Source organism: Streptomyces sp. HSW2009, assembly GCF_040240285.1.
GTDB lineage: Bacteria > Actinomycetota > Actinomycetes > Streptomycetales > Streptomycetaceae > Streptomyces.
Genome location: NZ_JBEHZD010000407.1, coordinates 1 through 7,432, shown reverse-complemented (window position 1 = coordinate 7,432; position 7,432 = coordinate 1). Strand labels below are relative to the sequence as shown.

1 protein-coding gene is annotated in these 7,432 nt (G+C 75.9%); it reads right to left on the bottom strand.

The genetic code is table 11. From position 1 onward, the window contains the following. Positions 1-320 precede the first annotated feature (320 nt). Entirely contained in the window at positions 321-7,274 is a 6,954-nt protein-coding gene (locus AAHZ94_RS24725; protein WP_349995324.1) for a non-ribosomal peptide synthetase, read from the bottom strand. Between the last annotated feature and the right edge of the window lie 158 nt (positions 7,275-7,432).

The following is a 7,432-nucleotide window of genomic DNA, read 5'->3' as shown; positions in this document are numbered from 1 at the left end:
CCCCCCCCGGGCCCCCCCCCCCCCCCCCCCCCCCCCCACCCTCGAACGCGCCCCGCGCCCACCCGCACCCCGTGGCTGCCGTCCGTCGGCATCCGCGGGGCGCACGTGGTGCTGCCGCGGCCTCCGGGCTGCGCTGCGGGGACCTGCTTTGACCTGCGTGAACTGCCGTGTTCTGCCGCGACTTGGCGTGGCTTGCCGTGGCTTGCCGTGACTTGCCGTGGCTTGCTGAGCCCGGCACGTACCGCGTACGGGGCCGCCGTTCGGCGGCGTGGCGTACGGCCGGGGGCTTGGTGCGCGGCAGTCGGCCGCTGGCCAGCAGGTCACTGCTCCGCAGCGCCGCCGAGGTTCGACAGGGCGCGCAGGGCCGTCATCCAGGTTTCGGCGAGTTCCCGCACGCTCGTCTCGGGGAGCAGTTCACCCGGCCACACCCAACCCGCGGTCAGCCGTGGGCCATTCGGGCCGTCGACGGTGGAGACGGTGATGTCGAGCAGGTAGCCCACCGGCATGTCCAGGTCCCGGCCGCCGCCGAGCACCCCGGCTTCCGGGGCCGGGGACCAGGCCGCCGGATCGGCCGGCTCCGTCCCCGCCTCCCCCGCGGCGCCTCCCGCGGCATCCCCCGGCCCACCGCTGCCGGCGAACCTGCCGAGGTAGTTGAACTGCACCTCGGGGGTGCCGAGTGCGGCGAGTTCGGGCCCGGTCTGCGAGTTGAGGTAGCGCAGCAGGCCGTAGCCGATGCCGTTGTCGGGCACCGCGGCCAGTTCGTCGCCGACCCGGCCCACCACCTCGCGCAGCGCCTTGGCCCCGCAGGCCCCGCCGGCCAGCGCCTCGGCCAGGTCCACTCCCGCGGCGTCGAGCCGTACCGGATAGACGGAGGTGAACCAGCCGACGGTGCGCGAGAGGTCGGCGCCCGGTACGACCTCCTGCTCGCGGCCGTGGCCCTCCATGGCCACCACCGTGCGCCGGCCCGCCGCGTCACCGCGCCCGTCCCGCCAGTGGGCGATGGCCAGTGAAAGCGCGCCGAGCAGCAGCTCGTTGACGCTGCCGCCGGTGGCGCCGACCGCGCGGGTCAGCAGCGGCCCGGTGTGCTCGGGCGGCAGCTCGACGGTGAGGTGGTTCAGGGTGCGTACGGTGTCCACGGCCGGATCGAGGCGGCGGGTGGCCAGCGGGGCGGACGCGGCGGTCAGCGTGCGGCGCCAGTGCGCCATCTCGGCCGCCCGCTCGGGGCTGGTGGCAGCCGCCGCCAGCGCACGCGACCAGGTGCGGAAGGAGGTGGGCACCGCTTCGAGCTTCGCCTCGCCGCCGGTGCGCGCCGTCTCCCAGGCGGCGCGCAGGTCCGGGTGGAGCACCCGCCAGGAGACGCCGTCCACCACCAGGTGGTGCAGCAGCATCAGCAGCCGGCCCGGGCGCTGGGGACCCGCGTCGAACCAGACCAGGCGCGCCATCGCACCGGCCTCCGGGTCGAGTTCGCCGACCGTGCCGAGCAGCTTCGCGCCCATCACCTCGGCCAGCGGGCGCCCGGCGGCGACGCCGGTCACATCGATCCGCTCCAGCAGGTCGGCCGCCCGTACGGTGCCGGGCTCGGGGATGGCGAACTCCCAGCGTTCGGCCGCGCCGACCGCGCCGGTCCCGGTGACCCCGTCGATCCCGGTGACCCCGTCGATCCCGCTGGTCACCCCGACCGCCCCGGCCTGCGGCTGGAGCCGGTGCCGTACCAGCCGGGCCCGTAGCAAGTGGTGCCGGTCCAGGAGGGCCTGGACGGCCGCGGTCAGCTCGGCGTGGCCGAGGTCGGCGGGCACGGTGAGGACGGTGGACTGGGAGTACTCGCCGATCGGGCCGCCCAACTCGCGCAGCCACTCGATGATCGGGGTGCCGGGAGCCGTGCCCACGCCCGCGGCGTCGGCTTCCGTGGCCCCGCCGGCGGACCGGTTCAGCGCCTCGGCCAGCGCGGCCGGGGTGCGGAGCAGGAACACCCGGCGCGGGGAGAGCCGCCAGCCGTCCGCCCGCAGCCGGCTGACGAGTTGGATGGAGACGATGCTGTCGCCGCCGAGGGCGAAGAAGTCGTCGTCGGCACCGACCGCGGGCAGGCCGAGCACGGCGGCCATGGCCGCGCACAGGGCCGCTTCCCGCTCGCCCACCGGCTCCCGGCCGCCGACGGCAGCGCCGAAGTCCGGTGCCGGCAGCCGGTCCCGGTCGAGCTTGCCGTGCACCGTCATCGGTACGGCGTCCAGGACCACGAGGGCGGCGGGCACCAGATGGGCCGGCAGCCGTTCGGCCAGGTGCGCCCGCACCCGGCCCACCTCGACGGTCGCGCCGGCCGCCGGCACCACGTAGCCGACCAGGCGGTGCACGCCCGCGTCGGTGCGGGCGACGACCACGGCCTGTGCCACGTCCGGGTGGCCGGCGGCGGCCGTCTCGATCTCCCCGAGCTCGACCCGGAAGCCGCGGATCTTGACCTGGTCGTCGACCCGGCCGAGGAACTCCACCGCACCGTCCGGCGTCCAGCGGGCCAGGTCGCCGGTGCGGTACAGACGCCCGCCGGTCGTCGAGAACGGGTCGGCGACGAACCGCTGTGCGGTCAGCGCGGGCCGGCCCAGATAGCCGCGGGCCAGGCCGGCGCCGGCGAGGTAGAGCTCGCCGCTGACGCCGGGCGGCACCGGGCGCAGCCCCGCGTCCAGGAGGTAGACCCGGGCGTTGTCCACCGGGTGCCCGATCACCTGCCGGTCGCTGTCCTCGACCCGGGCGAGCAGTGAGTCGACGGTGCACTCGGTGGGCCCGTACAGGTTGACGCTGCGGGTGGTCGGCAGGGCCTTCAGACGGGCCCACTGGGTGTCGGGCACCGCCTCGCCACCGACCCCGAGCAGCGCCAGCGGGCAGCCGTCGCCGCTGGTCAGCCCGGCCCGCTCCAGTTGGGCCAGGACCGAGGGCGCCAGCTCGATGAAGTCGATCCGGTGGGTGCGCAGGTAGTCGGTCATCGCCACCGGGTCGCCCTGCAACTCCTCGGACATGACGTGCACCGCGTGCCCGTGGAAGAGCCAGAGCTGCGGCTGCCAGGAGGCGTCGAAGGAGAACGACCAGGCGTGGCCGACGCGCAGCCGCCGGCGCCCGGTGGCGGCGATGGTCGGCTCGTACAGCGCCCTGCGGTGGCTGTGGAAGAGGTTGAGCACGTTGCGGTGCGAGATCAGCACACCCTTGGGCGCGCCGGTGGAGCCCGAGGTGTAGATGACGTACGCCGGGTGCAGCGGGTGCAGCGGGCGCGCCCGGTCGGCGTCGGTGGGCGCGTGGCCGGGGCGGGTCCGTAGCCGCTCCCGCACCTCGGGCGCGTCGAGGGCCAGTACGGGGAGGTCGGCCGGCGGCCGTGCGGCGGCGCCCGCGGTGGTGGTCAGCAGCAGCTTGGGGGCGGCGTCCCCCAGCAGGTAGGCGATGCGCTCGGCCGGGTAGTCCGGATCGATCGGCAGGTACGCGGCGCCCGCCTGGTGCACGGCGACCAGCGCGACCAGCGGGTCGACGGTGCGCGGCAGGAGCAGGGCCACCACGTCCTCGGGGCCGATGCCGCGCTCGATCAGCTCCCAGGCGAGTTGGTGGGTCCGGTGGGCGAGTTCGGCGAAGGTGAGGGTGGTGTCACCGCAGACCACGGCCGTCGCGTCGGGTGCCTCCCGGACCCGCTCGGCCAGCAGGTCGGGCAGCGTCTGGTCGGCGTGCGGGTGGTCGGTGGCGTTCCACTCGGTGGTGATGCGGGCCCGCTCGGCCGGGTCGAGGACCTCCAGGCGCGCGCAGCGTTCGTCGGGCCGGGCGGCGAGGGTGGCCAGGAGCTGGGTGAGGCGCCGGCCGATGGTGTGGGCCTCGGTGTCGGAGAACAGGTCGGGCCGGTACTCCAGGGTGAGCCTGGCGTTGCCGGGGTCCACGGCCAGGGTGAGCGGGTAGTGCGTGGCGTCCGCGCTGTCGCCGCCGGTGACGGCGAGCGAGCCGGACTCCTCGGCCCGGCGCAGCCCGTCCGCGTCCACCGGATAGCTCTCGAAGACCACCAGCGTGTCGAAGAGTTCGCCGGCGCCGACCAGGCGCTGGATGCGGGAGAGGCCGAGGTACTGGTGGGCGGTGAGCGCGGACTGTTCGTCCTGGAGCCTGAGCAGGGCCTCGCGTACGGTGCCGCCGGGCCGCAGGTCGAGCCGGACCGGCAGGGTGTTGATGAACAGGCCGGCCATGGTCTCCACGTCGTCGATCTCCGGGGGCCGCCCGGAGACGGTGGCGCCGAAGACGACGTCGTCGCGGCCGGTGAGCCGGGCGACGAGCAGGCCCCAGGCGAACTGCACCACGGTGTTGAGGGTGACCCCGCTGCCGCGGGCCAGTTCGGTCAGGGCCCGGCTCTGCTCGTCGGTGAGTTGGAGCGGCAGGTGGCGGGAGAGCCGGGGGCGGCGGGCCGGGTCGGCGGGGGCGAGCAGCGTCGGCTCGCTGACTCCGGCGAGCGCCTGTTGCCAGGCCCGCTCGGCCGATCCGGCCTCGCGGCCGACCAGCCAGCCGAGGAAGTCCCGGAAGGGGCGGCGGCGGGCCGGCAGCGGGGCGTCGGCGGTGCGGAAGGCGTAGAGCTGGAACAGTTCCTGCACGATCAGCGGCAGCGACCAGCCGTCGAGTACGAGGTGGTGGTTGGTGACCACCAGGACGCTGTGCCCCTCGGTCAGCCGTACCAGCCGCAGCCGCAGCAGCGGTGGGGCGGCCGGGTCGAACCTGCGGGTGCGGTCGGCGCCGGTGACCTCGGCGAGCAGCGCGGCGCGCTCGGCCTCGGGCAGGGCGCTCAGGTCGGTGACGGCGAGGTCGGGTTCGACGGCGTCAAGGACGAGTTGGACCGGGGTGCCGCTGCTGGTGGTGACGAACGCGGTGCGCAGGTTGGCGTGCCGCTCCAGCAGATCGGCGGCTGCCGCGCGCAGCGCACCGGCGTCGATGGTGCCCGACAGGCGCAGCGCTAGCTGCATCGTGTAGACGTCGATCCCGCTGTCGGTGGTGGCCGCGGCCACGGCGGTGGCATCGGGATCAGCGTCGGCATCGGGGGCGGTCTGGAGATCGGTACGGGCGATGTTGCCGCCCGGGTCTGTAGGTACGTCGGCGGCGTCATCGTCGGCGTCGTCGGCGGCCATGCCGGCCAGGAAGTACAGCCCTTCCTGGAGCGGCGTCAGCGGCCAGACGTCGGTCAACTCCGGGTGCCTACGCTCCAGTTCGGAGAGATCAGCCGCTTCGACGGCGATCAGCGGGAAGTCGGACGGGGTGTGGGCGGACGGGCCCTGGTACGCGGCGAGTGCGGTCAGCGCCGCCACCCACAGGTCGGCGAGTTCGGCGAGTTCGGCCTCGCTGAGGATGCCGGCCGGGGATGACCAGCGGGCGCCGAGCACCGGCCCGGTGGGCCCGTCCACAGTGGAGGCGTTGATCTCCAGCGGGAAGAGGACCGGTGGCCGGTTGTGCTCGGGGCGCGGCGCGGGCAGCGCCTCCGGCGCCGGGCTCCAGGGCGCGGCGTCGGCGGGGCCACCGGACGTATCAGCGGGGCCACCGGTCGCGTCGCCGGTGAAGCGGCCGAAGTAGTTGAAGACCACGGGGGGCGTCGGGTCGAGCGAGGGTGTCGGGCCCGCCGGGGGCTTCGCATCCGCTGCGGGGGTGGGGCTTGCTGCGGCGGCGGGGCCGGCGGCCGGGGCGGGCGGCTGTGGGTGCGCGCTCGCGGGCGCGGCGAAGGCGACGGAAGCCGCGCCGCCCGTACCCACCGGACCACCCGCGCCGGCCGCGCCGGCCGCGCCACCAAACCTGTCCGCGTTCCCGGCGCCATCTACACCATCTGCACCATCTGGGCCATCCGCATCAGCTATCGCATGGCGCCACAGCCCGTACCCGATCCCGTTGTCTACGGCAGCCCGTAGCTGCTCCTTCATGGCGGCCAGTACGGTGCGGGCGGCGGGCCCGCCGCGCAGTGCGTCGGTGAGGTCGGCGCCCGCGATGTCCAGGACCACCGGGTACCAGGAGGTGAACCAGCCCCCGGTGCCGGAGAGTTCGGCTCCGGGCACCACTCCTTCCTCGCGCCCGTGTCCCTCCACGGCGACCACGTCCCGGGCGCCGGGCTCGCCGCGGCGTTCGCGCCAGCGCGCCAGGGCCAGCGTCAGCGCGCCGAGCAGCACGTCGGGCATCGCGCCGTGCACCGTGGCCGGCACGCTGGTCAGCAGCGCCTGGGTGAGTTCGGTCGGCAGTCGGCGTTCGACGTGGTGCAGCGTGTCGGCGGTGTCCGCGGCCTGGTCGAGCGGCCTGCGGCCGAGTGCCGGCGGCACCACCGCCTCGCGGGCCCGCCAGAGCTCCGCCTCGGCGCGGACCGCCGGCCGGCGCGCCGCGTCCGCGAGGCCGAGCGCCCACTGCCGGAAGGAGGTGCCGCCGGTGGCGCTCTCGGGCAGCGGCCGGCCGGCCACCAGCGCGGCGTACGCGTCGGCCAGGTCGGGGGTGAGCACCCGCCAGGACACGCCGTCCACCACCAGGTGGTGGGCGACCAGCAGCAGCCGGCCCGGGTTGCCCGGCCCGGCGTCGCACCACACGGCGCGCAGCATCGCGCCGGCTTGCGGGTCGAGCGCGGCGACGGCCCGGCCGAGGTGTTCGGCCAGTAGGGCGGGCAGGTCGGCCGGTGCGGTGCCGGTGGCGTCCACCCGGGTGAGCACCTGCGCGCCGCTGACCGTGCCCGGCGGCGGCACCTCAAGGGCCTGGTCGGCTCCGGTGCCGACCAGCCGGGCGCGGAGCATCGGGTGGCGGTCGGTGAGCCAGCCGAGTGCGGCGGCGAGGGTCTCCGCGTCGGCGTCCGGCGGCGCGACCACGGTGGTGAACTGGTGCAGCCCGCCGAGGTCGGCGCGCCCCAGCGCCCAGCGCATGATCGGGGTGAGTGGCACCAGGCCGGTCTCGGCCACCGCAGGCAGCGCGGGCGTCCGGCCGAGTTCGGTGGCCGCGCGGGCCAGGGCCGCGGCGTTCTTGTGCTCGAAGACGTCGCGCGGGGTGATCACCAGGCCGGCCTTGCGGGCCCTGGCGACGAGTTGGATGGAGAGGATGCTGTCACCGCCGAGGGCGAAGAAGCTGTCGTCCACGCCGACCTCGGGCAGCCGCAGCAGGTCGGCGAAGAGGCCGGCGATGAGCGCTTCGCGGGCGTCGCGCGGCGCGCTGCGGGTGACGGTGGCGGCCAGGTCCGGGGCGGGCAGCGCGCGCCGGTCGAGCTTGCCGCTGGGGCCGAGCGGCAGCGCCGGCAGCGACACCAGGACGGTGGGCACCATGTGGTCGGGGAGCTGGCGCGCCAGGTGGTCGAGCAGCTCCTGTTGCGGGGCTCCCTCGCCGGCGGCGACCACGTAGCCGGCCAGGTAGCGCTGGCCCGCCGCGCCCGGGGGGGGCCCCCGCGCCCCCCCCCCGCCCCCCGCGGGGGGGGGGGGGGGGG

Bases quoted from the DNA above. Each gene is read 5' to 3' on its own strand.
- AAHZ94_RS24725 (WP_349995324.1), bottom strand. From the start codon at position 7,274: ATGGTGCCCACCGTCCTGGTGTCGCTGCCGGCGCTGCCGCTCGGCCCC.